This is a genomic window from Lacrimispora amygdalina (assembly GCF_003432035.1).
Lineage (GTDB): Bacteria > Bacillota > Clostridia > Lachnospirales > Lachnospiraceae > Lacrimispora > Lacrimispora amygdalina.
Genome location: NZ_QOHO01000130.1, coordinates 1 through 1,720, shown reverse-complemented (window position 1 = coordinate 1,720; position 1,720 = coordinate 1). Strand labels below are relative to the sequence as shown.

The 1,720-nt window shown below is 34.9% G+C and carries 1 protein-coding gene; it reads left to right on the top strand.

Annotated elements, in window-relative coordinates; genetic code table 11:
* Nucleotides 1–55: 55 nt before the first annotated feature.
* A protein-coding gene (locus tag DS742_RS27890; RefSeq protein ID WP_242996885.1) for an IS3 family transposase occupies nucleotides 56–1,467 on the top strand; the annotation gives its coding sequence in 2 pieces (ribosomal slippage) (nucleotides 56–533 and nucleotides 533–1,467; 1,413 coding nt in all).
* Nucleotides 1,468–1,720: the final 253 nt, after the last annotated feature.

The window sequence follows — 1,720 nt, the reverse complement described above, 5'->3', positions numbered from 1 at the left end:
TGAACTGACCCCCATAAGTTAGACCAAAAATCTAACTTATGGGAGGTCATTTTTTATGGCAAAATACAGTTATGAATTTAAGTTACAAGTTGTTCAAGCATATTTAGAAGGAGAAGGCGGTTATAGATATCTTTCAAAAAAATATGGAGTACCTTCAAAAAGAGATATTGAAAAATGGGTATTTGCATATAAAGCGTTTGGAAAAGATGGTTTGATGCGATCAAGAAAAAATGAAAGTTACTCTTTCGAATTTAAGCTTCATGTAGTAGAGTTATATTTAACAACAGAAGTTTCATATCAGGAGTTAGCTTTATCTGTAGGGATAAATAATCCACCTCTAATTGCCAGGTGGGTAAACGATCATAGAATTGCTGGTCCTGATGCTTTGAAATTAAAGAGTAAAGGACGGAAAAAGAAATTGAATAAAGCAAAAGATAAATCTCCATTATTGAATGATAAGCAAAACAGCGATTTAGAATATCTGAAACAACTTGAAGATGAAAATCTTAAATTAAGAATCGAGAACGCCTATTTAAAAGAACTGAGGAGGCTGCGTTTAGAGGAGGAAGCTCTTCTGAAAAAACAGCGAGAATCATCCACAGCCTCCGAGGAGACTTCAAACTAAAAGATATTCTCGCAGTTACAGGATTTCCAAAAGCGACATATATGTATTGGAGAAAACTTTTTGATAGAGAAAATCCAAACGAGAAACTTGAACAAAAAATTCTTAATATCAGAAAGAAAAACAAAGATTTTGGCTATCGTCGAATCTATGGAGAACTAAGAAAGCAAGGTCTTATTGTAAACAAGAAATGTGTTCAACGAATTGTTCAGAAGCTTGGTATTCAAGTCACTTCATTTACCAGGAAAAGTCGTAAGTATAGCTCTTATAAAGGCAAAGTTGGGAAGACGGCACCTAACAGAATCCACAGAAGGTTTGAGACTCATATTCCACATCAGAAGATTACAACAGACACATCTGAGTTTAAGTATTATGAAATAGATGATAAAGGAAGAATGATAATTAAAAAGCTCTATCTAGATCCGTTTATGGATCTATGTAATAGAGAAATAATTAGTTATGGCATATCACAATGCCCATCTGCTGAAAACATAATGAAAGCCTTAAATGCAGCTATAGAAATCACAAGTGATTGTAAATACAGACGTACATTCCACTCAGATCAAGGCTGGGCTTATCAGATGAAGGCTTATGTTCATGCACTAAAAGAAAAAAGGATTTTTCAAAGTATGTCTAGAAAAGGGAATTGTCATGACAACTCTGTAATGGAAAACTTCTTTGGTATTATGAAACAGGAAATGTACTATGGAGAGACCTATTATAGTTATGAAGAACTTAAGATATCTATTGAGAAATATATAAAATATTACAACGAGCAAAGAATTAAAGAAAAACTAGGATGGATGAGTCCAGTAGAATATAGACTTAACCTCTTAGCTGCATAAAGATATAGCGTAGCAGATAAAACTACTACGCTATAAAGTCTAACTTATAGGGGTCACATCAGAATTTTTGCCTGCTTTTATGAGTGTGCCAAGCATGGCACTAATCTAGTCAGTGAAAGTCTGACCACGGGTATTTACCGCCAAGTGTAGCGGAGCGCAAGTTGGTGTCAGTAATGGCATAGATGAAGGAAGCGCATAGCAAAGTTCTTGAGCCTACGAACAGAAACTTGATAAGGCGATGAGGTGGGTAAGG